At 70.4% G+C, this 23,430-nt stretch carries 21 protein-coding genes and 4 riboswitches; of the genes, 15 read left to right on the top strand and 6 right to left on the bottom strand.

What is annotated here, in order from left to right; all coding sequences use genetic code 11:
* The first annotated feature begins 40 nt into the window (after nt 1-40).
* Nucleotides 41-337 (top strand): type II toxin-antitoxin system prevent-host-death family antitoxin, encoded by a 297-nt coding sequence (locus RE421_RS01810; RefSeq protein WP_309813320.1) that lies wholly within the window; start codon nt 41-43, stop codon nt 335-337.
* The gene (locus tag RE421_RS01805) at nt 334-744 is read left to right on the top strand and encodes a PIN domain-containing protein (RefSeq protein WP_309813317.1); all 411 of its coding nucleotides are present in this window, start codon (nt 334-336) and stop codon (nt 742-744) included. Before RE421_RS01810 ends, RE421_RS01805 begins: the two co-directional genes overlap by 4 nt.
* Here the strand turns inward: RE421_RS01805 and RE421_RS01800 are convergent.
* Nucleotides 701-2,833 carry an AMP-binding protein gene (locus RE421_RS01800; protein WP_309813314.1) on the bottom strand — a complete coding sequence of 711 codons (2,133 nt, stop codon included), beginning with the start codon at nt 2,831-2,833 and terminating at the stop codon, nt 701-703. The genes RE421_RS01805 and RE421_RS01800 overlap by 44 nt on opposite strands.
* Before the next feature lie 12 nt (nt 2,834-2,845).
* Nucleotides 2,846-2,965: riboswitch (SAM riboswitch) on the bottom strand.
* Between the two features lie 112 nt (nt 2,966-3,077).
* Between RE421_RS01800 and RE421_RS01795 the strand changes: the two genes are divergently transcribed.
* The 3 genes from RE421_RS01795 to RE421_RS01785 are packed head-to-tail and all read left to right on the top strand — an operon-like array spanning nt 3,078 to nt 6,034.
* Nucleotides 3,078-3,488, top strand: a complete 411-nt coding sequence (locus RE421_RS01795) for a PadR family transcriptional regulator (protein WP_309813311.1) — start codon at nt 3,078-3,080, stop codon at nt 3,486-3,488.
* Nucleotides 3,485-4,285, top strand: coding sequence for a hypothetical protein (locus RE421_RS01790; RefSeq protein WP_309813309.1), 801 nt, complete (start codon nt 3,485-3,487; stop codon nt 4,283-4,285). The genes RE421_RS01795 and RE421_RS01790 overlap by 4 nt, the downstream gene beginning before the upstream one ends.
* A 60-nt stretch (nt 4,286-4,345) precedes the next feature.
* The gene (locus RE421_RS01785) at nt 4,346-6,034 is read left to right on the top strand and encodes a sodium:proton antiporter (RefSeq protein ID WP_309813307.1); all 1,689 of its coding nucleotides are present in this window, start codon (nt 4,346-4,348) and stop codon (nt 6,032-6,034) included.
* A gap of 40 nt (nt 6,035-6,074) precedes the next feature.
* Here the strand turns inward: RE421_RS01785 and RE421_RS01780 are convergent, their stop codons facing one another.
* The gene (locus tag RE421_RS01780; protein ID WP_309813304.1) at nt 6,075-6,797 is read right to left on the bottom strand and encodes a GNAT family N-acetyltransferase; all 723 of its coding nucleotides are present in this window, start codon (nt 6,795-6,797) and stop codon (nt 6,075-6,077) included.
* A gap of 314 nt (nt 6,798-7,111) precedes the next feature.
* On the opposite strand from RE421_RS01780, the gene RE421_RS01775 reads away from it, so the two are divergent.
* Nucleotides 7,112-8,209, top strand: a complete 1,098-nt coding sequence (locus RE421_RS01775; RefSeq protein WP_115932310.1) for an NAD(P)-dependent alcohol dehydrogenase — start codon at nt 7,112-7,114, stop codon at nt 8,207-8,209.
* A 73-nt stretch (nt 8,210-8,282) separates the two neighbouring features.
* On the opposite strand, the gene RE421_RS01770 is transcribed toward RE421_RS01775, so the two are convergent.
* Both RE421_RS01770 and RE421_RS01765 read right to left on the bottom strand, forming a co-directional pair.
* Nucleotides 8,283-9,947: a sodium:solute symporter family protein gene (locus RE421_RS01770; protein WP_309813296.1), complete on the bottom strand. Its 1,665-nt coding sequence runs from the start codon at nt 9,945-9,947 to the stop codon at nt 8,283-8,285.
* A complete protein-coding gene (locus RE421_RS01765) occupies nt 9,944-10,597 on the bottom strand; it encodes an OsmC family protein (protein WP_188804396.1) in 654 nt (217 codons plus the stop codon). The genes RE421_RS01770 and RE421_RS01765 overlap by 4 nt, the downstream gene beginning before the upstream one ends.
* Before the next feature lie 195 nt (nt 10,598-10,792).
* A riboswitch (SAM riboswitch) is annotated at nt 10,793-10,884 on the top strand.
* 13 nt (nt 10,885-10,897) lie between these two features.
* Here RE421_RS01765 and RE421_RS01760 point away from each other — a divergent pair.
* The 8 genes from RE421_RS01760 to RE421_RS01725 all read left to right on the top strand — a co-directional run bounded on the left by RE421_RS01760 (nt 10,898) and on the right by RE421_RS01725 (nt 19,991).
* Nucleotides 10,898-12,322, top strand: a complete 1,425-nt coding sequence (locus RE421_RS01760) for an LLM class flavin-dependent oxidoreductase (RefSeq protein WP_309813293.1) — start codon at nt 10,898-10,900, stop codon at nt 12,320-12,322.
* The gene (locus tag RE421_RS01755; protein ID WP_309813290.1) at nt 12,319-13,419 is read left to right on the top strand and encodes an ATP-binding cassette domain-containing protein; all 1,101 of its coding nucleotides are present in this window, start codon (nt 12,319-12,321) and stop codon (nt 13,417-13,419) included. Before RE421_RS01760 ends, RE421_RS01755 begins: the two co-directional genes overlap by 4 nt.
* Nucleotides 13,416-14,114 (top strand): methionine ABC transporter permease, encoded by a 699-nt coding sequence (locus tag RE421_RS01750; RefSeq protein WP_309813285.1) that lies wholly within the window; start codon nt 13,416-13,418, stop codon nt 14,112-14,114. The genes RE421_RS01755 and RE421_RS01750 overlap by 4 nt, the downstream gene beginning before the upstream one ends.
* A gap of 31 nt (nt 14,115-14,145) precedes the next feature.
* Entirely contained in the window at nt 14,146-15,093 is a 948-nt protein-coding gene (locus RE421_RS01745) for a MetQ/NlpA family ABC transporter substrate-binding protein (protein ID WP_309813283.1), read from the top strand.
* 115 nt (nt 15,094-15,208) lie between these two features.
* A riboswitch (SAM riboswitch) is annotated at nt 15,209-15,301 on the top strand.
* Nucleotides 15,302-15,308: 7 nt separating this feature from the next.
* Entirely contained in the window at nt 15,309-16,694 is a 1,386-nt protein-coding gene (locus RE421_RS01740) for an acyl-CoA dehydrogenase family protein (RefSeq protein WP_309813279.1), read from the top strand.
* 208 nt (nt 16,695-16,902) lie between these two features.
* Nucleotides 16,903-17,499, top strand: coding sequence for an ECF RNA polymerase sigma factor SigK (sigK, locus tag RE421_RS01735; RefSeq protein WP_277246416.1), 597 nt, complete (start codon nt 16,903-16,905; stop codon nt 17,497-17,499).
* Nucleotides 17,496-18,344, top strand: a complete 849-nt coding sequence (locus tag RE421_RS01730; protein ID WP_309813275.1) for an anti-sigma factor — start codon at nt 17,496-17,498, stop codon at nt 18,342-18,344. Before sigK ends, RE421_RS01730 begins: the two co-directional genes overlap by 4 nt.
* An 87-nt stretch (nt 18,345-18,431) precedes the next feature.
* A riboswitch (SAM riboswitch) is annotated at nt 18,432-18,523 on the top strand.
* Nucleotides 18,524-18,587: 64 nt separating this feature from the next.
* Nucleotides 18,588-19,991 carry an LLM class flavin-dependent oxidoreductase gene (locus RE421_RS01725; protein WP_309817021.1) on the top strand — a complete coding sequence of 468 codons (1,404 nt, stop codon included), beginning with the start codon at nt 18,588-18,590 and terminating at the stop codon, nt 19,989-19,991.
* 193 nt (nt 19,992-20,184) lie between these two features.
* Here the strand turns inward: RE421_RS01725 and RE421_RS01720 are convergent, their stop codons facing one another.
* Nucleotides 20,185-20,670, bottom strand: a complete 486-nt coding sequence (locus RE421_RS01720; RefSeq protein WP_309813271.1) for a YtxH domain-containing protein — start codon at nt 20,668-20,670, stop codon at nt 20,185-20,187.
* A 185-nt stretch (nt 20,671-20,855) separates the two neighbouring features.
* Here RE421_RS01720 and RE421_RS01715 point away from each other — a divergent pair, with 185 nt between their 5' ends.
* The gene (locus RE421_RS01715; RefSeq protein WP_309813268.1) at nt 20,856-21,989 is read left to right on the top strand and encodes a winged helix DNA-binding domain-containing protein; all 1,134 of its coding nucleotides are present in this window, start codon (nt 20,856-20,858) and stop codon (nt 21,987-21,989) included.
* Nucleotides 21,990-22,008: 19 nt separating this feature from the next.
* Here the strand turns inward: RE421_RS01715 and RE421_RS01710 are convergent, their stop codons facing one another.
* Entirely contained in the window at nt 22,009-23,397 is a 1,389-nt protein-coding gene (locus RE421_RS01710) for an NADP-dependent malic enzyme (protein WP_309813265.1), read from the bottom strand.
* Between the last annotated feature and the right edge of the window lie 33 nt (nt 23,398-23,430).

Below are 23,430 nucleotides of genomic sequence, written 5' to 3'. Positions count from 1 at the left end.
GCCGGTGACGATGACGCTATGAGAACGCTATCATTGTGCTATGGGTGTGACGATCAAGCAGTCAGAGCTGCGGAACGACAACGCGGCGGTCATGCGGCGGGTGGCTCAGGGCGAGAGCTTCGTGGTCACCGTCAAGGGCAGGCCCGTTGCGGACGTGCTGCCCCACCAGCCCGAGTCCACCCGTCGGAGGTTCGTTCCGGTGACAGAACTGGACCGTGCTCTCGCGGCTGAGAAGGCCCCGGACCCGGCGGCGTGGACGGCCGATCTGCAGGCGGGTCATGAGGCCCTGGCGCCGGACGAGCCGACCGACCCCTTCCTCCAGCAGGCGGGCCGGTGAGCGTTCCCGACGTTCGCCGCGCGCTGCTGGACACCTCGGCGCTGATCGACTTCCCGGCCTCCGCCGTGGCCGAGGAGGCCGATGAGGTTGCCGTGTCGGCGGTGACGATCGCCGAACTGCAGTATGGCGTCACGGCAGCGACCGACCTGATCGAACAGATGCGCCGGCGCCGGCTGGTCCAGATGGTCCTGGGCCAGTTCGAGGTGTTGCCGTTCGATGTGGCCGCCGCCGAGTACTACGGGGTGCTCGCCACGCTCGTCCGGGACCAAGGGCGCAGGCCACGGCCGCGGCGACTGGATCTGCAGATCGCGGCCACGGCCGCGTGTCACGGTCTGACGCTCCTGACCCGCAACGGCGGGGACTTCACCGGGCTGGAGTCTGCGCTGACGGTGATCGACCTGCCATGACCTCGGCGATCTGGCCCACGCAGGGCTCGTTCTGCAGACTCGTGGTGTCCCCCAGGGCGGTGCCCTCGTAGAGCTGCGTGAGCAGGCGGCGCATGATCTTGCCGGAGCGGGTCTTGGGCACGTCCGGGACGAACACCACCTCCCGCGGCTTGGCCACCGGACCGATCACGGTGCCCACGTGTTGGCGCAACGCCTCGGCGGACTCCTCGCCCATCCCGGCGCGGGCCACCACGAACGCGACGGCGGCGTGTCCGGTCTTCGTATCCGGCACCGGGCACACCCCGGCCTCCACCACGCCCGGGTGGGACACGAGGGCGGACTCGATCTCGATGGTGGACAGGCGGTGGCCGGAGATGTTGATGACGTCGTCGATGCGGCCGAGGATCCAGAGGTCCGCATCCTCGTCGTACTTCGCGCCGTCCCCGGCCAGGAACCAGCCCCGTTCGGCGTAGTCCTTCCAGTAGGACGTGTAGTAGCGCCGCGGGTTGCCCCACACGGTGCGGGCCATGGCCGGCCCGGTGCGGGTCACCACCACCTTGCCCTGCAGGCCGGCGGCCACGCGCTCGCCGGCGTCGTCCACCACGGCCACGTCCACCCCGGGCAGCGGGCGGGAGCCGCAGCCGGGCTTGAACCGCTCGTCGGTCTGCCGCGGGGAGAGGATGGTCGCCCCGGTCTCGGACTGCCACCAGGTGTCCACCATGGGCACGCCCACGGAACCGTCGCGCGCCACCCGCGCGCCGCCGTCGCCGGTCTGGGCCTGGAGCCGGCCGTCCAGTGCGGCGAGCCGGTCCCGGCCGATCTGGGTGCGCGCCCAGGTCCAGGCCTCCGGGTTCACGGCCTCGCCCACGGTGCCGACCAGGCGGATGCTGCTCAGGTCATAGTCCGCGGGGATGCCCTCGGGGAACCAGCCCATGAGGGACCGCACGAGCGTCGGCGCCGTGTAGTACGAGGTCACGCCGTAGCGTTCGATCACCTCGAAGTGCCGGCCCGGGTGCGGGGCGTTCGGGACGCCCTCGTAGATGACCTGGGTGACGCCGTTGGAGAGCGGGCCGTAGATCTCGTAGGTGTGCGCGGTGACCCAGGCGAGGTCCGCGGTGCACCAGTGCACGTCCTTCTCCCGCTCGGCCACGTCCGGGTTCGAGAACAGGTAGTCGTAGGACCAGGAGGCCTGGGTGAGGTAGCCGCCGGAGGTGTGCACCAGTCCCTTGGGCTGGCCCGTGGTGCCGGAGGTGTACATGATGAACAGCTCGGTCTCGGCGTCGAAGGACGCAGGGGTGTGGGTGACGGGCTGGCGGTCCACGATCTCGTGCCACCAGACGTCCCGCCCTGGAGTCCACGCCACGTCCGTGTGCCCCGTGCGGTTGAGCACCAGCACGTGCTCGATGGCGTTCTGACCGGCCACGGCCGCGTCCGCATTGGCCTTGACCGGCACGGCCTTCCCGCGGCGGAACTGGCCCTCGGAGGTGACGAGCAGCTTGGCCCCGGTGTCCTCCACGCGGAACTTCAGGGCCTCGGCGGAGAAGCCCCCGAACACGAGCGAGTGCACGGCGCCGATCCGGGCGCAGGCCAGGGTGATGACCACGGTCTCCACCAGCACGGGCAGGTAGACGACCACGCGGTCGCCCGTCCCGATGCCCAGCTCGGTCAGCGCGTTCGCGGCCTGCGCCACCTCACGCTGCAGCTGCGCGTAGGTGACGGCGCGGCGGTCGCCGGGCTCGCCCTCGAAGTACAGGGCCACCTTGTCCCCGCGGCCGGCTGCCACGTGCCGGTCCACGCAGTTCACCGCCACGTTCAGGGTGCCGCCGTCGAACCAGCGGATCTCCGGACCGCGCTCGGCCTCCGGATCCGGGGCCGTCCACGAATGCGTGGTGTGCCACTCGGTGTCCCAGTCGAGGCGGCGCGCGGCGGCGTCCCAGAAGGCGAGGCGGTCCTGCTCGGCCACGGGTTCGCCGTCGCCGAGCCCGCCGTGCAGCAGGCCAGCCGGGCGGCCCGGGTGGACGCTGGGATCGGCGAAATTCACGACGGCGGCCGGCAGGGGAGCGGGGAGGGCTGCGGTGGCGGCGGTGGTGGCGTTCGGGGCAACAGACAAGATAAAACCTTCTTTCCATCGAATCTGGCGGTAGCACCTGGTGGCCGATGCCGCGCCCGGAAGGGGGCCGGCGTCGACCACGGGTTGCTGCGGCGTCACAGAGCCAGATCTCTCGGCCGCTCGGGATGGTCGGTTCCACTCTAGGGCCGGCCCGGCCGGTGGGTCTAAACGGGTGACGGCGTGCGACGCTGTCCATATCGGTGACTAGTTGACCAATCTGACTAGTAAGGCATACGATCTAGTCATGACCGAGGACAACTGGCCGGGCGAGTGGTTACGGGGCGTGCTCGGGGTGTGCGTGCTGCGCATCCTGATGGACGGCTCCAGCTACGGCTACGCGATCATCCAGCGGCTGGCCGAGGCCGGGCTGGGGGCCGTGAAGGGCGGGACCCTGTACCCGCTGCTGGGCCGGTTGGAGGAGGCCGGGCACCTCGAGGTCGAATGGCGGCCCGGCGACGGCGGCCCCGGCCGGAAATTCTATGCACTCACCGAGCAGGGGCGCCGGGAGGCGGCGGGCCAGGCGGCCCGCTGGGCCGCGTTCACCGCGACGACCCGGGCGCTCACGGATGGCGCGCTGTCTGCCCGAGACCGTCCCGCCACGAACCAGGTCCCCACCGAGAGTCCCGCAGACCCCCCAGAGAAGGAACTGACATGAACCCGATGCGCGGCCGACCGACGTCCCCCACCGCCCGGGTGGACTATGCCCGGCTGGCGCCGAGCGTGGCGAAGGACTGGGTGGAGGAGTTCGTCCTCGAGCAGCGGCTGCTCGGGGTGCCCGGGCCCTTCATCGGGGACGCCCTCGCGCTGGTGGAGAGCCACGTCGCGGAGTCGGGCGAACCGGTCCGGGAGGCCTTCGGCGACCCGAAGGCCTACGCCCGTCAGGCGGCGCCGTCCCGCCGGATCGAGGGTGACCGCGATCCATGGTGGCTCGTGGGGCTCGGGCTCGGCCTGGTCGGCATGTTCCTCACCGGCGTCGGTGCGGACGAGTGGCTGTTCGGGTCCGGGCAGATCGAGGTCACGGCCGGTCTGCTGGTATCGGGAGGTCTCCTGCTGGCGGCCTTCGCCGTCCTGGTCCTGGCCACCGATGCGGTCCTGCGCCTGTCAGTCGAGCGGACCCGGACGTTCCTGGGGGTCTGCGCGGTGTACTGCGCCGCCGTGGTGGCCGCCCATCTCGCCCTCGGGGACGGTATCGGACGGTGGTCGGCGGTCCCGGTGACCGCCGTGGGCGTGGGACTGCTGGTCCTGAGCACGGTGCTGCAGTCGCGGAGGGCCTCGCACGGAGGGCTGGACGATCCGATCGTGGGGCCCGCCCAGCAGACCGAGGTGGAGGGCGCCCGTGCCGCCGCCGGTTCCGGGGCCGCGGGCCTGTTGGGCTGGTTGACCGTCTTCCTCTTCCCGATCCTCACGGTCCTGATGGTCGCCCTCAGCTGGGTCCTGCACCTGCTGGCCTGAGCGGTCCCGCCGGGGGCGAACTATTCTGGTCGGGGCAGTGGTCGAGCGGAGGGGGACGGGATGGAAGAATTCGCACTGTTGGCCGTGGCCGGCGTCCTGATCATCGTCCTGATATCCCTCTTCGCCCCGAAGCTGGGGGTGGCCGCGCCCATCCTGCTGGTCATCGTCGGCATCGGCTGCAGCCTGATCCCCGGTGCGCCCAGGATCCTGCTGGAGCCGGAGTGGATCCTCATGATCGCGCTGCCGCCGATCCTCTACTCGGCCGCGGTCAACGTGCCCATCACGGACTTCCGCCGCGACCTGGAGACGATCAGCGCCCTGTCCGTCCTGCTCGTGGTCGCCTCCGCCTTCGCCACCGGGTGGCTGATCTGGTGGGTGTTGCCGGACATCGGCTTCGCCGCGGCGGTGGCGCTGGGGGCCGTGATCAGTCCGCCGGACGCCGTGGCGGCCACGTCCATCGGCAAGAGGCTGGGCCTGCCGCCGCGGCTGGTGACGATCCTCGAGGGGGAGGGCCTGGTCAACGACGCCACGGCGCTCGTCATGCTCCGCACCGCCATCGCCGCCACGGCCGGCAGCATCACGTTCTGGGGCGCCATCGGCGACTTCGTCTACGCGGTCCTCGCGGGGGTGGCGGTCGGGCTGCTGGTCGGCGCCCTCACGGTGTGGGCCCGGTCCCGGATCCGCCAGCAACCCGTGCTCACCACCGCGATCTCCCTGACCGTGCCGTTCCTGGCCTACATGCCGGCCGAGAACCTGCACGCCTCCGGCGTCATCGCCGTGGTGGCGGCCGGGCTGGTGACCGGGCATCAGGCGCCCAGGCGCTTCAGCGCCGTGGACCGGATCACCGACCGCACCAACTGGCGGACCATCCAGCTGCTGCTGGAGAACGGCGTGTTCCTGTTGATGGGGTTCGAGATCACCTCCATCGTCGCAGACGCCGAGTCCTCGGGCCGGGGGCTGTGGATGGCGGTCGCCCTCGCCGCGGCCTGCACCGTGATCCTCTTCGGTGTCCGCGTCCTGTTCGTGGTCCCGCTGATCGCCCGACTCCGGGCCCGCCAGCGCCGGATCCCCGAGGTCGCCGAGCAATTGGACGCCGCCCTGAACGCAGTCGCCGACGATGATCGGGACTCCAATCCACGGCGCTCGGCGCGGTTGCAGCGGTGGCGTGCGGACGCGCAGTTCCAGGCCACCCACAGCCTCGGGTGGCGCGGTGGCGCCGTGCTGGCCTGGTCCGGGATGCGTGGGGCCGTCACCCTGGCGGCGGCCCAGTCGCTGCCCTCGGACATCCCCTACCGGGCCGAACTGATCCTGATCGCCTTCACGGTCGCCATCATCACCCTGGTGATCCAGGGTGGCACGCTGCCCCTGTTGATCCGCGTGCTCGGCATCAAGGGCACCAGCGAGGAGGCCGAGGGCCGTGAGGTCACCCGCCTGGCCGAGGAGATCATCGCCGCCCGCCAGGCCTTCCTGGACAATCAGGCGCTGCTGCGGGAGAACGGCAGACCCTTCGCCCCCGAGGTGCTGGAGCGGACCCGGAGCCGGGGCCTGGCCGCCACGGAGGCGTTGGCCGCCATGGTCCATGACGACGATCCGGACGGCCATGCCCAGCAGCACCGCGAACTGCGCCGCCAGCTCGTGGACGTGGAACAGTCCATCCTGCTCGACGCGCGGGCTGGCGGCACCTACTCCTCGCACACCCTCCAGCGGGCGCAGCACTTCATCGACGCGGAGTCCACCCGGATGCAGTAGTCCCTCGGCGGCCGCTCAGGGTCCCCGGGGCGCGGCGCGGTCACGGGCGGCGGGTCACCGGGGCGAGGCCCACCTCGTCAGCGGCCAGCATCCGGACGCCGTCCGGATGGCCGGCGGCCTCGAGCACGGGGCCGACGGGAAACCGCTGCGCATCGGTGCCGGCCATGAACTCCTCCAGGGCAGCGGCCAGTCCCGCCTCCGGCAGCAGCCGCTGACCGTGGACGAAGCGCTCCAGCGGGGCCAGGACCAGCAGGAGCATGCCGTAGACGGCGTCCTGCGTCTCGTCGACCGGCGGCTGGAAGTACGGCACCTCCAGGATCCGCCCGCCCAGCCGGGCGTAGAAACGCAGCCGCGCGGCCGGGTCTCCGTAGACGGGGTGGGCCTGATGATGGGCGGGATGCTCGACCTCGGCGAGCACCACGGAGACCTCCGGGTCCGCGGTGATGCCGGCCAGCAACCCAGACAGCAGTGCCGTGCCCACGCCCCGTCCGCGCTGGTCGGCGCGAATGGCGACGTAGCTCAGCAGCACGGCCGGGGAGCCGGTGAAGGTGGCCGTGATGGCCACGGCCACGGGGTCCGACGCCTCGCCGACCACGCGCACCGTGGCCGAGCCCCGGGCGACGTCCTCGAGCAGCTCCTCCACCGAGACCAGTTCCCGGGGCGGGAAGTTCGGGACCAGCAGGCGCTCATGCACCCGCGCCACGGCGACGGGGTCGGTGACCGGAGTGCCGCCGTCGGGCTGCGGGATGTCGGTGGCGTTCACGCGTGGGCTCCTGGTGTGTTGCGGGAAACGGACGAGGGGCAGACGTGGGGCGGGCGGTGGGTCTTGATGTCCCGGGGGTTCACCGAATCCTCATGCCATGGGAGATTACCGTGGTGACGAGCGAGACACCGCGACGTGACTGGAAAGACTGCGCCACCGAATGGAAAGGTTTACGCTTAAACCGTTGGGCGGACTAGACCCTTTCTGTCGTCACAGGGACGCGCCACCCTTCTGCGTGGAAGACGCGCCCCGCATCCACATTGCGCGCCAGCCGACCGAGGGCCCACGAGGCCTTCGAGCGATAGGAACGGTCCATGAAAACCCGAGCAGCTGTAGCCACCGCACCCCAGACTGACCTGGAGATCCGCGACGTGGAGCTTGACGCTCCCCGCGCGGACGAACTCCAGGTGCGGATCGTCGCCTCAGGTGTCTGCCACACCGACGCCATCGTCCGGGACCAGTGGTACCCGGTCCCGCTGCCGTCCGTGTTGGGTCACGAGGGGGCGGGCATCGTCGAGGCCGTGGGTTCTGACGTGCAAGGTTTCAAGGCGGGCGACAAGGTCGTGCTCGGTCCCGCCTACTGTGGGCGCTGCGAGCAGTGTCTGGCCGGACACCCCATGTTCTGCGTGAACTTCTACGACCGCAACTTCGGTGGCGGACGGGCTGACGGCTCGAAGTCCTTCTCCGATGACTCGGGTGAGATCAGCTCCCACTTCTTCGGACAGTCCTCCTTCGCCGAGCACACCAACGTGGTGGCCAGTGGTGCCGTCAAGGTCCCCGATGACGCGCCTCTGGACCTGCTGGGCCCACTCGGCTGCGGCATCATGACCGGCTCCGGCGCCGTCCTGAACGTCCTTCAGCCCCAGCCCGGATCCTCCGTGGCGGTCTTCGGCACCGGCGCCGTGGGCATGTCCGGCATGCTGGCCGCAAAGGCCGCCGGCGCCACGACGATCATCATGGTGGACATCGTTCCGGAGCGGCTCGAGTTCGCCAAGGAACTCGGCGCCACCCATACCGTCAACTCCAAGGAGACGGACCCGGTCGAGGCCATCAAGGAGATCACCGGCGGTGGTGTGGAATACGCCCTGGACACCACCGGCGTCCCGCCGGTCTTCGCCCAGATGACCAAGTCCCTGGCCACCCGAGGCCACGGCGCCCTGGTGGGAGCGGCGAAGTTGGGCACGGAGGCCCCGTTCGACATCGGCACCCTGTTGCTCAGCGGCATCAAGATCAGCATGGTGGTGGAGGGCGACGCCGTGCCGCAGGAGTTCATCCCACGGTTGATCGCTCTGCATGCTGCCGGCACGTTCCCGTTCGACAAGCTGACCAAGTCCTATGCGTTCGAGGACATCAATCAGGCCTTTGCCGATTCCGCCAATGGAACCACGCTCAAGCCCATCATCGTGTTCTGATCGACGTCAACGCGCAATGGGAGATGCACTGAGCGCGGGCCGGCCCACCGGGGCCGGCCCGCGCTCAGTATGGTCAGGTAGCCGGCTCCGAACGGGACGGGACGGCCTCGTCCGCGAGGTCCGGGCCGCCTCCCGCCGCCCTCGAGGCCCCGCCGCCCTCAGTCAACAGGACCACCGCCACGAAGACCGTGATCATGGCCGCGAGCATGACCAGGCCCACCAGCCCGAACTGCACGAGCCACGGCCACAGCGCCGCACCGGCCATCACCAGTAGCACGGCCACGACGACGGCCGTCACCCCGCGCTGTCGCGCGCGGCCCGGTGCCACTAGCTGCCAGCCCGACTGTGCCAGCGTCACGAGCACCATGCCCAGCAGGTTGGCGGTCATGCCCACCCACACCGGGTGCATGCCCAGGAAGAAGTCGGTGGCGTGGAAACCGGAAGCCGCGTACCAGCCCATGCCCGCGCCGAATCCGGCCAGCATGGCCGTCAGCGCGGCGGACCGGGTGGCCAGCGGCCAGAAGAACGCGGCGAGCACCGGGGCCAGGGTGGCTCCGTTGCGCAAGGTCCAGGCCATCACGTTCCACCACGCCGACTCCTCGGTGCGCAGCAGCGCGAAGACCACCATGACCACGGTCAGCCCGACCAGGGCCACGCGGGTGTAGCGGACCAGCTGCCGCTCCGTGGCCGCGGGGTTCAGCGCCGAGCCGAGGTCCCTGCCCAGCGAGGTGGCCCCGGAGAACTGGCAGGGCCCGGCCCAGCCAAGCGCGCAGGCCCACAGTCCCACGAAGAAGACCCCCGCGGCCCAGGGCGGCACCACTCCCGCGATGTACTCGGGGATGGCCACGAGCGGCAGGGCCTCGCCGGGCTGCACCAGGGCGGCGGCCACACCGATGACCACGCCCAGCAGGATCAGTGGGATGCCGAGGACGGCGGCACGGTACAGGCCCCGCTGGCCGTCCTCCGGGGTGCGTGCGGACATGGACATCTGGAAGGCCGCCTGGGCCAGGGGCACGTTGATGATGAAGGTGCCGAACCAGGCCACGATCAGGGACACGCCGGCGTTGGAGAGGACGAGCATCTCGGGCGCCGCAGCCGCGCGGGCCACGAGCCCGTCCGCGCCGCCGAAGCCCGGGTCGGCGAGCAGCACCCAGACGCCGACGAGGAACATCAGCCCGATCATGATGACATTCATGGTCTGGCTGAAGCCGACCGAGCGCATCCCGCCGCCGGAGAGGAACGCCAACAGGACCACGGCGGTGGCGGCCACGGACAGCGGCAGGGACAGGTCCGTCACCACGTGCAGGGCGGAGGCGAACGCGATGGTGGTGGCCACGGAGTACATGGGGAACGTCAGCCCGGTGATGACCGAGCCGATGGCCTTCGCGGCACGGCCGAAGCGATCCCCGATGATGCCGGTCACCGTCACCACGAGCTTCTCCCGCAGCGGCTTGACCAGCAGCAACGCGATCAACAGGATCTGTACGGTCTCCGCCACGCCGTACCAGACGGCGGAGATCCCGGTCCGGTAGCTCAGCTCCACGATCGCAATGTAGGAGGAGCCGGAGAACAGCCCGGTGATGCAGAAAGCCACAGTCCACGGACCGAAGGAGCGCCCGCCCACGAAGAACCCGCCCTTGCCGGTCTCCTGGCGCCGGACCATGATCCGCCCGCCGACCACGAGCCAGGCCGTGTAGGCCAGCGCCAGGATGATCGTCCATACGCCGGCCGCGGTCACGCGTCCGCCTCAGGTGCCCGGCCGGCGTCGGCGTTCTCGCAGGTGAACACGGGTTCCGGGGCGTCCACGGGGCCGATCCGCGGCTGGTAGCCGAGGGCCTGGTTGCAGGCGGCCTCGGCATCATGGTCCACGGTCCGCCCGGCGAAGGTCCAGGCCACGGTCAAGCCTGCGCCCGCGTCCCGCAGCAGGTTCACGGCGGGGCAGGAGTGCTCGACGGCGGCCGCGAAGTCCCGCAGGGCCGTGGCGTCCGTCTCCGGGGTGCCGATGGCCAGCTGCAGCCGGTAACGGTGGAAGTAGGGCTGGACGTCCGCGGTGCCGGCCAGGCCGCGGCGGTCCTGCCGGGCGAGCGAATAGGTGTTGATCCCGGTCAGCTCCAGGCCGCGCCGGGCTGCCACCTGCTCCGCGGTCACGGTGATGCAGGCATCCACCGCCCCGGCCAGGTACTCCATGGGGGTGGGGCCCTGATTGCGGCCGCCCACCGCCTCGGGCTCGTCCACCGTGAACTCGAACTCGCGGAGGCTCACCCGCGTCTGTTGCTGACCGGTCCACGTTCCGGCGGCGCGGAGGGTCTTCGACTCGGAGTCGAGGGGCGTCTCGCTGAATCGGGAGGGTGCTCGGGACGGTTCTCGGACAGGCTCAGAAGAGGACACGGCCGTCATTGTAGAACCCTCACACGAACATCAGGTCGGGGCAGGACCGGCCACTCATCCACACGCCGCGTCATGTGACGTCTTATTCGAGGGCTCTTGCCGTCAGATCCGGGCCCGCAGCGATCCGCCGGCACCAAGGGTCGGAATGTGACTCCGGATTAGTTCGTCTCCCGCGCCATCTGGTCACCTGGGAGGGACCCATCCAGAGCGGCCGAGAGATCTGGCTCGACGACGCCGCAGCAACCCCCTGTCGCAGGAGCGGGTGCTACCGCCAGGACCGATGGAAGGACGTGCATTCTGATGCTCGAACGCGCCCCGCGCCGGATCCGGTTCAACGCCTTTGACATGAACTGCGTGGGCCACCAGTCCCCGGGGCTGTGGCGCCACCCGGAGGACCGCTCCAGTGACTACAACACGATCGGCTACTGGACGCATCTTGCCCAGGTCGCCGAACGCGGCCGCTTCGACGGCCTGTTCATCGCCGACGTGCTTGGCACCTATGACGTGTACGGAGGCTCCAACGAGGCCACTCTCACCGCCGGCACCCAGGTCCCTGTCAACGACCCGATGCTGCTGGTCAGCGCCATGGCCGCGGTGACCGAACACCTCGGTTTCGGCATCACTGCAGGAACCGCCTACGAGCATCCCTATCCCTTCGCCCGCCGCCTGGCCACTCTGGACCATCTCACGGGCGGGCGGGTCGGTTGGAACGTGGTCACCGGCTACCTGCCCTCGGCTGCCCGCAACATGGGCAGCCAGGACCAGCTGGCCCATGACGAGCGCTACGACCACGCAGACGAATACCTCGAGGTCGTCTACAAGCTGCTGGAGGGCTCCTGGGACGAGGACGCCGTGGTCCGGGACCGGGACGGTTGCGTCTACACGGACCCGGCCAGGGTGCACGAGATCGGCCATCAGGGGACCTACTTCTCGGTGCCGGGCATCGCCCTGACGGAGCCGAGCCCCCAGCGCACCCCCGTGGTCTACCAAGCCGGCACATCGCCGCGCGGCCTGGCCTTCGCCGGGCAGAACGCCGAATGCGCCTTCGTCTCCGCCCCCAGCCGGGACAAGCTGGCTCAGGCCGTGACCAGGATCCGTGCTGCCGCCGTGGAGGCCGGCCGTGACGCGAAGGACATCAGGATCTTCAACCTTGCAACCGTCATCACCGGTCCGGACGAGGGGGCGGCCCGCGCCAAACACGCCGACTACGTCCGTTACGTGGACCACCGTGGTGCCCTCGCACTGTTGTCCGGGTGGATGGGCATCGACTTCTCGCAGTACGGCCTGGACGATGTGATCGGTCAGGACGTGCAGACCAACGCGGTGCAGTCCGCCGTGGAGACCTTCCGCTCGGGCGGTGCCGACGCCTCCGCGGACGGAGAGCCCTGGAGCATCCGCCGACTTGCCGAATGGGTCGGCATCGGGGGCTTCGGGCCGGTGTTCGTCGGCTCCGGTGCGCAGGTCGCCGACCAGCTGCAGGACTGGGCCGAGGAGACGGACGTGGACGGCTTCAATCTCGCCTACGCGGTCTCCCCGGGAAGCTTCGAGGACGTCGTGGAGCACGTGGTCCCCGAGCTCCAGGCCCGCGGTGCCTATCCCGCCGAGTACGAGTCCGGCACCCTGCGACACAAGCTGTTCGGCCGCGGGGACCGGCTGGCGGAGAACCACCGGGGCGCCGGCTTCCGGCTGGCAGCGGCCGGCACCCGGGACGGGGGCGCGCTGTGATCGAGATCCGCGACCTGCACCAGGCCTACACCGGGCGTGGGGGGACCGTCGAGGTGCTCAAGGGCATCGATCTGACCGTGCCGGAAGGCTCCATCACCGCCGTGGTCGGGCCCTCCGGGGCCGGCAAGACGACCCTCTCGCACTGCATCTCCCTGTTGGAGAAGCCCACCCGCGGCGAGATCCTGGTGGATGGCAGCGACCTGTCCCGGCTCCGGGGCCGCCAGCTGCGCTCCGCCCGCCGTGCCATCGGCACGATCTTCCAGCACTCCGCCCTGCTGCGCCGCATCACCGTGGCCGAGAACGTCGCCCTCCCGCTGCGCAACCTCGGGGTAGTCCACCACGAGATGCAGGACCGTGTGGCCGAGCTGCTGGACCGCGTCGGACTGCTGCACAAGGCCGACTCCTACCCCGGTCAGCTCTCCGGCGGGCAGAGGCAACGGGTAGGCATCGCCCGGGCCCTGGCCCTGCGGCCCCGGATCCTGCTCTCGGACGAGTCCACCTCCGGCCTGGACCCGGACACCACCGCGCAGATCCTGGCCCTGCTCGCCGACCTGCGCACCGACCTAGGCTTGTCCATCATCCTCATCACCCATGAGATGGACGTGGTCCGGAACGTCGCCGACCAGGTGGCCTCCCTGTCCCACGGCCGGCTCGCGGAGTACGGCTCTCTGCCGTCCCTCGTCGCGGACCAGGACTCCACCGTCGGCGGGCAGCTGTTGCCGATCGCCGCGCTGCCGCTGCCGGCCGGCTTCGACACCTTCCTGGACCTCGCCTACCGGGATGGGGACGTGGACCCCGAATGGTTCACCCGAGTGGCGGTGGACCACCAGATCCGCCTGGCCCTGCTCGGCGGCACCATCGAGGCCCGCGGCGCGACCGCCCTGGGTCGCGCCGTCGTCGGGGTTCGCAGCGAGCAGGCTCAGCGCGCCATCGGCGCCCTGAACGGGCTCGGGCTCAGTGCCCGCCTGAGGAGCGACGCCGGCCGGTCCGGTCCCGCCGGGACCGCCATCTCGGCTGCGAGTCCAGACCGCGCCGGGCCGCCGCCGTCGGGCGCCACCCAGATCCCGGCCGGCGCGACGGCGGGGGCGACGGCATGAGTGCGACCGCAGACACCTCCCAGCCCCTGCTCTCCGATACTCCGCTGTCCGAGCTGCCTGCCCTGCTGCTGCCGGCCTACGGGGAGACGTGGGCCATGGTGGGCATCGTGATGATGCTGGTGGTCATGATCGGCGGGGCCACCGGCGTGCTGCTGTACAACACGAGCCCGCGTGGGCTGTTCCCGCAGGACCGGGCCTACGGGCTGCTCAGCTGGGCGGTCAACATGGGTCGGTCTCTGCCGTTCCTCGTGCTGATGGCGGCCATCATCCCGCTGACCAGGTGGATCACCGGCACCACCCTGGGCATCGCCGCGGCCGTGGTGCCCATGACGATCGCCGGCATCCCGTTCTTCGCCCGGTTGGTCCAGAACACCCTGAACGACCTGCCGCGGGAGAACATGGCCGTCGGTCTCGTGACGGGGTCATCCCCAGCGCAGATCATCCGTCAGACGCAACTGCGCGAGGCCCTGCCGGGCCTGGCCTCCGCCATCACCCTGAACACCATCTCGATGATCGAATACTCGGCCATTGCCGGGACCATCGGCGCGGGCGGCATCGGCTTCCTGGCCGTGACCTACGGCTACCAGCGCTTCGACATGACCGTCATGCTCGGCACGATCGTCCTGCTCATCATCACCGTCCAGCTCGTCCAGTTCGTCGGCGACCGGATCGCCCGTTCACTGACCCGGCCCTGAGCGGCCCCGCACCCCTGTTGAAGGACCTCCTATGAACCCCGAGAAGAAGACTCCGGCGACCACCGGGGAGAATGCGACGGCCGGACACGATCACGGCTTCACCCTGCGAAAGTCATTCACCGTGCTGCCCTGGTCGCTGGCGGCCATCGCCACCGTGGCTGCCCTGGCTCTGGGTCTCGTGGTAATCCAACAGTCCAACCAACCGGCCACGGCCGGCGGCGAGGCCGAGATCACCCGGCCGCTGACGGTGCACTACGAGCCGGCCATGGCCGGAGAGGAGAGCCTGGTGGAGTTCGTGGCTGAGGAGATCGCGCCCGACTACGGCGTCGAGATCGAGGCTGTGGGCATCGCGGATGGAGTCCAGGCCAACCGGGCCGTGGCCGAGGGCCAGGTGGACGCCACGATCTTCGAGCACCAGTGGTACATGAAGCAGGTGGCGGAGGGTAACGACTTCGACCTGTCCACCACGGTGGAGATCTACCAGTGGGCCTTCGGCCTGTACTCCACCCGATATGACGACGTGGAGGACCTGCCGGACGGCGCCACCGTGGCCGTGCCCACAGACCTGGCCAACCAGGGCCAGGCGCTGTGGCTGTTGGAGCGCGAGGGCCTGATCGGGCTGGACCCGGACATTGAGCCGCGCACCGCCCAGCTCAAGGACGTGGTGGAGAACCCTCGCCGTTTCGACTTCACCGAGATCGACCTGTTGTCCATGGCCCGGACCTTGGACTCGGTGGACGCCGCCCTCGGCTACACCAACATCTTCGACGCCGGCAAGATCGGCCGGGACAAGGGCATCCTGTTCCCGGACCCGCCCCGGACCTACGCCTCCTGGCTGATCGTGGGGACCGAGTTCAAGGACACCCCGGAGACCCGCAAGCTCGTCGAGGTCTTTTCCGATCCCCGGTTCGAGGAGTACCTGGAGACCACGGACAACCCGCTGGTCGCCGGCGTCCTGACCCCGGTCTCCGAACAGTAGACAACGCCCACCTCACAGCATGACCCGGTGCGGTCAGGAGAAACCACGGTTCTCTGACCTCTCCGCATACCTCGCATTGGACCCGGGCCGTCGCCGGGTGGTCTGATGGAGGGGACCACCATCCAGAGCGGCCGAGAGATCTGGCTCGACGACGCCGCAGCAACCCGCCCGTCAGGGGCCAGGGTGCTACCGCCAGGACCGATGGAGCCTTTCTCATGACGACCTTGCCGTCCTGCTGCACCTCCCGCTACACCGCCCTGTCCGCCCGTTTTGCCCCGGCCTTCGCCGAGGTGGCACAGGGGGAGCTGCCCCGGGAGGCCGGCCGCCACCTGCCCTTCGCAGCCTTCGAACAGCTCCGCGAACAGGGTCTGGGCGCCCTCAGCGTCCCGGAATCCGCCGGGGGAGCGGGGGCGAGCCAGGAGGACGCCTTCCGGCTGCTGATGGATCTCGCCGCCGTGGACGCCAACACCGCGCACCTGATGCGCAGCCACCTCAGCTTCGTCCAGCATGTGCTGGCCCAGCCCGGCCGCACCGTCCGCGACCGCTGGCTGCGGCGCGTGGTCGAGGGAGAGGTGGCCGGCAGCGCCCTGTCCGAGGGACGCGACTCACCGCTCGGCGGGCTCGGGACCACCGTGTCCCAGGACGAGGCGGGGCAGTTGCTGATCAACGGCAGCAAGTACTACACCACCGGCAGCATCTTCTCCACGTGGGCGCTGGCCACCGTCCGGCTGGACCCCAGCGTCTCCCGTGCCCTCCGGCGCAAGGTCCTGCCCCGTGCCACCACATCCCGGGGCACGACGCCGGCCGCCGGCTCGGGCGGCCGGGGCGGCTCCCAGCGGGCCGACGTCGCGCTCGCCGTGGTGCGGGTGCGGCAACCGCGGATCACCGTGAAGGACGACTGGGACGGCTTCGGCCAGCGCCTCACCGGGACGGGGACCATGGAGTTCCACGGGGCCGGCGTCGAGGAGCTGCTGGCGTTGCCGCCCGCCGACGGGCCGGTTCCACTGCACCACGAGTCCACCCTGATGGCTTTGCTGGCGGGCATCGGGCGGGCTGCGCTGCGCGATGGCGTGGAGCAGACCCGGCGGCGGAGGCGCTCGCCGAACACCGGGGGTGGGCTGAGCCCGCGCGAGGACGATCAGCTGCTGGGGATCATCGGCGAGCTCTCCGCCCAGCAGGCAACCGTCGAGGAACTCGTGCGCGCCGCCGGGCGGGACCTGGATGCGGCACTGACACTCGCCGGCGTCGGGCAGGAACAGCCGGACGGGGAGCTGGAGGGTGCGCAGGTCGGGCGCGTGGCCGGCGTCGGGATGGATGGTGATGGCGCCGCGGCCGAGGCGATGCACCGCGCCGCCCTGACGGCACACCGGGCTCATGTGATGGTGCCGAAGCTGGTGCTGGACACGTGCACGAGGATCTTCGACACGCTCGGTGCCTCCGCCACCAGCACGGACCTGCAACTGGACCGGCACTGGCGCAATGCCCGGACCATCGCCAGTCACGATCCGGCCGTGTTCATGGCCCGGATGGTGGGCGATTGGGAGGTCAACGGGACCCGCACGGTGCCCTACCTCCAGACCGGCACCACCGACGAGGCCTGAATCCGACCCATCCGCAGGGCCGTCGGCTCCGAACACCAGACAGCACCCGGCGGCCGAGCAGGGCGCCGGACCGATCGCCACTGGACCAACACCGGGCCACCACCGGACCAACACAGGAGGAGCCATGCGGATGAAGAGACCACCCCTATTGAGCGACGCTCCTGACAGGTAAGCCGTTCCTGGCCCTGCGCCCGGATAGGGTGGAGCCATGACGAGCACTGCAGGCACCGGAGCCGGCCGCAGTGCTGCGCGCGAGCGGGACGCCCACCTGGTGGGCCTGCTCCGGCGCAGTGCCACTGGAGACCAGGAGGCCTTCGCCGCTTTCTATGACGCCGTGGCCCCCTCGGCCTACGGCTTGGCACGGAAGATCGTGCGTGACGCCGATCTGGCGGCCGACGTCACGCAGGAGGCCCTCGTGGACGTATGGCGCTCGGCTGAGCGCTTCGATCCCGACCGCGGGTCAGTGGTCGGATGGGTCTGCTCGATCACCCATCGCCGGGCCGTCGACCTGATCCGTTCCACTCAGTCCGGCCGGGACCGGGAGGAACGGGCCGGGGTGGCCGGGTTCGAGCGGGACCGGGATGACGTGACCGAGGCCGTGGAGTCGGCGGAGGACCGAGACCGCGTGACGGAATGCCTCGGCACGCTGACCGGCCTGGAGTACGAGGCCGTGACGCAGGCCTACTACGGCGGACTGACCTACCGGCAGGTCGCTGAACGACTCGGGGCCAAATTGGCCACCGTGAAATCCCGGATGCGCAGTGCGCTCCAACGACTACAGGACTGTTTGGGGGTGGGAGCATGACGAACGGAAACGAGAACGAGAATGAGAACGTGATCGGCGCGGAGTTGCTCGCCGCCTGGGCCCTGGACGCCGTGGACGAGAATGAGCGCCGCGCCATCGAGCAGCAGCTCGGCTCAGACTCTGAGCTCCGTGCCCGGGCCGATGCCCTCAACAGCACCGTCGCCCGCCTGGCAGTGAGCACACCTGCCGAGCCTCCCGCCGGCCTGCGGGACCGTGTCCTCTCGGCCGTGGCCGGGACCGGCCAGGACGCCCGGCCTGCCGCGGACGGCGACGCCTCGCCCGCAGCGGGGCACGGCACCACCGGCTCCAGCGCTGACGGTTCCAGCGCTGGCACCGAGCGAGCCGGCGTCGCCGATCTGCACGACCACCGTGCCCGACGCCGGCCGGCCGCGCGCCGCTGGTGGGTGGGGGCGGTCTCGGCCGCCGCGGCGGCAGCCGTGGCCGTGGCCGTAGTGGTGAGCCAGCCGTGGGCGCCCACGGGTGGCGTGACCGAGGGTGATCAGCTCACGGCGATCGAGCAGATCCTGCAGGTGGACGGGGCCGAGCGGCTGGAGTCACCGGTGACCGGTGGCGGTGAGGTCGAGGTGGCGCGCGCGCCCACTGGTGAGACCGTGCTGGCCGCGCGGGGCCTGCCGGCTCCCGGAGAGGGCCGCGACTACCAGATGTGGACCATCCAGGGTGAGGCAGCGCCCCAGCCGGCCGGGTTGCTGGAGGTTCAGGACGGCCTCGCCCTCGTGCGGATGCAGGATGTTCCGGCGGATGCAGCACTCGCCGTCACCGTGGAACCGGCCGGAGGGTCTGAAGCGCCGACCACGGATCCGATCGTGGTCCTCGCCTCGAGCTGACACAGCAACTCCCCTCACGAGGATGCCGGGTGACTCCGCGTGAACCCCGGTTGGGGTCGCGCCCGGAGGTGTGGTGAAATCGATGGGTACCCATCCAGAGCGGCCGAGAGATCTGGCTCGATGACGCCGCAGCAACCACCGGGCAACCGGACAGGTGCTACCGCCAGGACCGATGGAAGGAGCACCACCGTGTCTGTCCCCAGCAACGAGAACGCCCATGGATCGAACGATCTCCCCGAGGGCGTGCCCACCACTGCCGCCGGCAAGCGGGAGATCCTGTTCAACGCGTTCGACATGAACTGCGTGGCCCACCAGTCACCGGGCCTGTGGCGCCACCCCGAGGACCGCGCCCGCGACTACAACACCCTGGGCTACTGGACTGGACTGGCCCAGACCCTGGAGCAGGGCTTGTTCGACGGCCTGTTCATCGCCGACGTGCTGGGCCCCTACGACGTCTACGGGGCCTCGGACGAGGCCACCCTCAAGGCCGGCACCCAGGTCCCGGTCAACGACCCGATGCTCGTGGTCCCGCCCATGGCGGCCGTCACGAGGAACCTGACCTTCGGGGTCACCGCCGGCACCGCGTACGAGCACCCGTACCCGTTCGCCCGCCGCCTGGCCACCCTCGATCACCTGACCGAGGGCCGCGTGGGCTGGAACGTGGTCACCGGATACCTGCCCTCCGCCGCCATCAACATGGGCCAGCAGGACCAGATGGAGCACGACGAGCGGTACAACCACGCCGACGAGTACCTGGACGTGGTCTACAAGCTGCTCGAGGGCTCCTGGGAGGACGACGCGGTCCTGTACGACAAGGAGTCCGGCGTCTTCATCGACCCCGCGAAGGTCCACCGGATCGAGCACGAGGGCACGTACTTCAAGACCCCGGGCATCGCCTTCACCGAGCCCAGCCCGCAGCGCACCCCGGTGATCTACCAGGCCGGGGCCTCCACCCGCGGCCGCGCCTTCGCCGGCAAGCACGCCGAGGCCGTGTTCATCAACTCGCCCACGGATGAGCTGATCAAGGGCACCACCGCGAAGATCCGGCAGGGCGCCGTCAAGGCCGGCCGCGACCCCTACGCCATCCGCATCATGTCCATGCAGACCATCGTCACCGGGGCCACCGACGAGGAGGCCCGTGCCAAGTACGAGGAGCTGACGCAGTACATCGACGTGGAGGGCGGACTGGTGTTGATGTCCGGCTGGATGGGCATCAACCTGGCCGAGTTCGAGCTGGACGAGCCGATCGGGGACGTGCAGTCCAACGCCATCCAGTCCGCCGTGGAGACCTTCAAGAAGGCCTCCGGGGACGACTCGGTCGAGTGGACCGTCCGCAAGCTCGCCGAGTGGTGCGGCGTGGGCGGCTTCGGCCCGGTCATCATCGGTTCCGGCGAGACCGTGGCGAAGGAGCTCGCGCGCATCCAGGACGAGACGGACGTGGACGGCTTCAACCTCGCCTACCACATCACTCCGGGCACCTTCGAGGACATCGTCCAGTACGTGGTCCCGGAGCTGCAGAAGCTCGGCCGCTACAAGACCGACTACACCGAGGGAACCATGCGCCACAAGCTCTTCGGCCAGGGCGACCACCTGCCGCGGGAGCACTACGGCTCCTCCTTCGCCCTGCGGAACCGCGTCTCCGCCTGAGCGGCCGGCCGGCGTCGGGCCGATTTCCAGTCCGGGTCCGACGCCGGCCCGTTGAGTCTGGAGGGATTCACGCCTTGGGCGCCCTCTGGCGTGAATCCCTCCAGACTCAACCGTGGCGGCACCCGGAGACGCAGGAACCCCGGCCCCCTGAAGCGGGGACCGGGGTTCCGGTGCGTGGTGGGACGGTTCCGGATCAGTGGCGGTCCGGCCCGCCGCCCTCGCTCTCGAGGGACTGGGACGGATCCGAGAGGGAATCACCGTTCGAGGACTTCGCCGTGCTCTCGCCACTCGAGGCTTCGGTGTCACCGGTGGTGTGCTTGCCGGTGGACTTCTCCGCGGCATCGGAGGCCTTGTCCGCCAGTCCCTGGGCGGCGTTGGCCCCCTTCTCGGTGGCCGAGTGGGCGGCGGCATTGGCCTTGTCCGCCTTCTCCGCCAGGTTCGGGGCCTTGTCCTTCACGGCCTCCGTGGCCTTGTCCGCCAGACCGGCGGCCTTCTCCGCCAGACCGGGGGCCTGGTCCTTGACGGTGGAGGTGGCGCGCTGGACCTGCTCCTGCGTCTTCGGGTCGTTCCAGAAGCCCTGCGCGTTCTTGGCGAACTTGTCCAGGTTCTGGCGACCTTCGCGGCTGCCCAGCAGGTAACCGAGGGCCGCGCCGATGCCGAGGGTGATCAATCGCTTCATGGTGTCTCCTTTGTGGCGTCGTCCCGGGGCGGGGTCCACCGCTCGGGTATGTCCCGAGTCTTCCCCCTGTTCCGGCGGTGGTCAATCGGCACCCAGCACGGACTCGGGCGTTTCTCAGCCGGTCTTCAGGTTCGCTCGCCGGCCGGGAGACCGCATGGCACACTGTCCCCAGCGAAGGAGGCCCCATGCAGACCCTCACCCCGGAATGCGTGGCCCGGATGCGGTTGCTGTCCCAGGGGCTCACCGACCCCTGGCCCGGTCCCGTGGAGGCCGCTCGATCCCTGGTCTGCACGCAGGGCCAGGACTATCCCGGGTCCACGGTGTCCCTGGCGCTGCGGTCCGGTACCGCTGCCGGCACCGGCCGCTCGGCGGGACGCCACGGCGCAGGAACGACGGCGGCCGTCCGGCAGGCGTACGATGCCGGCCTGATCGTCCGGTCCTGGCCGATGCGCGGAACCCTGTTCGTGGTGGCGTCCGAGGACCTCGCGTGGATCCTGGACCTCACCGCCCCGAGGATGCTCACCTCCACGGACCGCCGCCGCGTGGAGCTCGGCCTGGATACGGCCACGCTGGCGGCCGCCGAGTCCACCGCCGTCCGGGAGCTCTCCGGTGCCGGGCACACGCGCGCCGCGCTGCTGGAGGCGTGGACCCGGGAGGGCCTCCCGGTCCAGGACGGCCGCGGCTACCACCTGATCTTCTTCCTGGCCCTGATCGGGGTGCTGTGCTTCGGCCCGACCGAGGGCAACGGGCAGCGGATCGTGCTGGTGGAGGAGTGGATCGGCCGCCACGGTCCGTCCACCAGCACGCCGGCCGCCCGCACCCGGGATCAGGGCGTGCGCGAGCTGCTGCTGCGCTACCTGCGATCCCACGGGCCGGCCACGCTGGAGGACTTCTGCTGGTGGTCCAAGCTGGGTAAGACCGAGGCCCGCGCCGCGCTACGGGAGATCCGGGGCGAGGCGCCGGACCAGCTGGAGGGAGCCGACGTCGGCGGCCGGGAGCACTGGATGGCCGCCGGGCTGCCGGACCGCTATGCGGACCGGGCGCGGGCCACGGCCGCACCGCTGCTGCTGCCGGGGTTCGATGAGATCGTGCTGGGCTACCAGGACCGCTCCGCCGTGCTGACCAAGGCGGAGGAGGCCCGGGTGGTGCCTGGCGGCAACGGCGTGTTCAAGGGCACGGTGCTGCACCGCGGCCACGCCGTGGGGACGTGGAAGCGGTCCACGCGGAAGGGCCGCCCCGTGGAGGTGGAGCCCTTCGGGACGCTGCCGGCGCCGGTGGAGACAGCGATGCCCCGGCTCAGCGCGGGGTTACCGGGCTGAACCGGGGCACCGAGCTGCGTCAGCCGCGGGGCGTGGCCACCTGGGCCACGGCCTCGGCCACGCGGACCGAGACCTCGGGGTCGAAGACCGAGGGGATGATGAAGCTCGGGTTGAGCTCCTCGTCCGTGATGGTCTCGGCAATGGCGCGGGCGGCCACCACGAGCATCTCGTCCGTGATGTCCGCGGCACCGGCGTCCAGCAGGCCGCGGAAGAAGCCGGGGAAGGCCAGCACGTTGTTGATCTGGTTCGGGAAGTCGGAGCGGCCGGTGGCCACGATCGCGGCGTGCCTGGAGGCGATCTCCGGGTGGACCTCCGGGTCCGGGTTGGACATGGCGAACACGATCGAGCCCTCGTTCATGGAGGCCACGTCCTCCTCATCCAGCAGGTTGGGGGCGGAGACGCCGATGAACACGTCGCGGCCGGCCACGGCCTCCTTGAGGGAGCCGGAGAACCCCTCCTCGTTCGTGTTGTCCGCCAGCCACTGGCGGTTGGAGTCCGCGTGCTGCGAGCCGCGCTCGATGATGCCTGCGCGTCCGGAGGCCACGATGTGGCGGGCGCCGGAGGCCTTCAGCAGCCGGATGATGGCGGTGCCGGCCGCGCCGACCCCGGCGACGACGATCTTGACGTCCTCGATCTTCTTGCCGGTGAGCTTCAGCGCGTTCGTCAGGGCGGCCTGGACCACGATCGCGGTGCCGTGCTGGTCGTCATGGAAGACCGGGATGTCCAGCTCCTCGCGGAGCCGGGCCTCGATCTCGAAGCAGCGCGGGGCGGAGATGTCCTCGAGGTTGATGCCGCCGTAGGCCGGGGAGATCGCCTTGACGATGGAGATGATCTCCTCGGTGTCCGTGGTGTCCAGCGCCACCGGCCAGGCGTCCACGCCGGCGAACTGCTTGAACAGGGCGGCCTTGCCCTCCATCACCGGCATGGCGGCCTCCGGGCCGATGTCCCCGAGGCCGAGCACGGCGGTGCCGTCCGTGACCACGGCCACGGTGTTCTTCTTGATGGTGAACTGGCGGGCCAGCTCCTTGTCCTCGGCGATGGCCTTGCAGACGCGGGCCACCCCCGGGGTGTAGGCGCGGGAGAGGTCGTTGCGGGTGCGCAGCGGCACGCGCAGGGTGGTCTCGATCTTGCCGCCCTCGTGGAGCTGGAAGGTCCGGTCCGTGATCTCGTGGACGGTGACGCCCTCCAGGGCCTCCACGGCGGTGCGGACGGTCTCGGCGTGGCCCACGTCCACCGTGTCGCAGCTGACGGCCACGACCATGGAGCTGTGGTGCGACTCCACCACGTCCAGGGCGGTCACCGCCGCGCCGGCCTCGGCCACTGCCGCGGCGAGGTCGGTGGTGGCCGTGAAGGACACGGGCGTCTCGACCTGCAGGGTGATCGAGTAGCCGGGGCTGGGTGCTGCCATGGGGATGCTCCTTGGATTGGGGCTCCGAACGGA

The organism is Citricoccus sp. I39-566, from assembly GCF_031432995.1.
GTDB lineage: Bacteria > Actinomycetota > Actinomycetes > Actinomycetales > Micrococcaceae > Citricoccus > Citricoccus nitrophenolicus_A.
This window is presented reverse-complemented; position numbering and strand designations above follow the sequence as displayed.

Coding starts and splice junctions, on each gene's coding strand:
- RE421_RS01810 (WP_309813320.1), top strand. CDS start 41: ATGGGTGTGACGATCAAGCAGTCAGAGCTGCGGAACGACAACGCGGCG.
- RE421_RS01795 (WP_309813311.1), top strand. CDS start 3,078: ATGACCGAGGACAACTGGCCGGGCGAGTGGTTACGGGGCGTGCTCGGG.
- RE421_RS01790 (WP_309813309.1), top strand. CDS start 3,485: ATGAACCCGATGCGCGGCCGACCGACGTCCCCCACCGCCCGGGTGGAC.
- RE421_RS01785 (WP_309813307.1), top strand. CDS start 4,346: ATGGAAGAATTCGCACTGTTGGCCGTGGCCGGCGTCCTGATCATCGTC.
- RE421_RS01775 (WP_115932310.1), top strand. CDS start 7,112: ATGAAAACCCGAGCAGCTGTAGCCACCGCACCCCAGACTGACCTGGAG.
- RE421_RS01760 (WP_309813293.1), top strand. CDS start 10,898: ATGCTCGAACGCGCCCCGCGCCGGATCCGGTTCAACGCCTTTGACATG.
- RE421_RS01750 (WP_309813285.1), top strand. CDS start 13,416: ATGAGTGCGACCGCAGACACCTCCCAGCCCCTGCTCTCCGATACTCCG.
- RE421_RS01745 (WP_309813283.1), top strand. CDS start 14,146: ATGAACCCCGAGAAGAAGACTCCGGCGACCACCGGGGAGAATGCGACG.
- RE421_RS01740 (WP_309813279.1), top strand. CDS start 15,309: ATGACGACCTTGCCGTCCTGCTGCACCTCCCGCTACACCGCCCTGTCC.
- sigK (WP_277246416.1), top strand. CDS start 16,903: ATGACGAGCACTGCAGGCACCGGAGCCGGCCGCAGTGCTGCGCGCGAG.
- RE421_RS01730 (WP_309813275.1), top strand. CDS start 17,496: ATGACGAACGGAAACGAGAACGAGAATGAGAACGTGATCGGCGCGGAG.
- RE421_RS01720 (WP_309813271.1), bottom strand. CDS start 20,670: ATGAAGCGATTGATCACCCTCGGCATCGGCGCGGCCCTCGGTTACCTG.
- RE421_RS01715 (WP_309813268.1), top strand. CDS start 20,856: ATGCAGACCCTCACCCCGGAATGCGTGGCCCGGATGCGGTTGCTGTCC.
- RE421_RS01710 (WP_309813265.1), bottom strand. CDS start 23,397: ATGGCAGCACCCAGCCCCGGCTACTCGATCACCCTGCAGGTCGAGACG.